Annotated in this window: 2 protein-coding genes; both read right to left on the reverse strand. The window is 54.7% G+C overall.

All coding sequences use genetic code 11. From position 1 onward, the window contains the following. Positions 1–250, reverse strand: a 250-nt coding sequence (locus tag HEN21_RS22690; RefSeq protein ID WP_286192521.1) for a phage tail tube protein, incomplete at its 3' end; no start/stop codon positions are given. Positions 251–257: 7 nt separating this feature from the next. After that, positions 258–342, reverse strand: an 85-nt coding sequence (gpU, locus tag HEN21_RS22695; RefSeq protein WP_215419479.1) for a phage tail terminator protein, incomplete at its 5' end; no start/stop codon positions are given.

Genomic DNA, 342 nt, shown 5'->3' on the forward strand with positions numbered 1-342 from the left:
GCGTGAAGCTGGTATCTCCGGCAGATTTCTGCCCCTGCCCGGTCGCAGTCCAGTCCGCATCTTCATCATCGAGATAGCTGTCGTCATAGGACTCAGCGGTCAGTTCGCCGGGTGTCAGGTCTTTAACTTTTGCCAGACGCGACCAGTCAACGTCTGAAAGCGGGTTCGCATAAGGGTCACCGTTCCCCTTATAAACCCACAGTGTGGTCCCGGCACCTTTCACCGGCATTACTGGATTTGGTACAGGCATATCGTCCTCACATTTCATAGGTAATGACATAAGTCAGATCGGCTGAACTCCACAGGCCCGCATCATCGTCGCGCCGGTAGTCATAGCCACTG

The organism is Escherichia sp. 93.1518 (assembly GCF_013368915.2).
Taxonomy (GTDB): domain Bacteria; phylum Pseudomonadota; class Gammaproteobacteria; order Enterobacterales; family Enterobacteriaceae; genus Escherichia; species Escherichia ruysiae.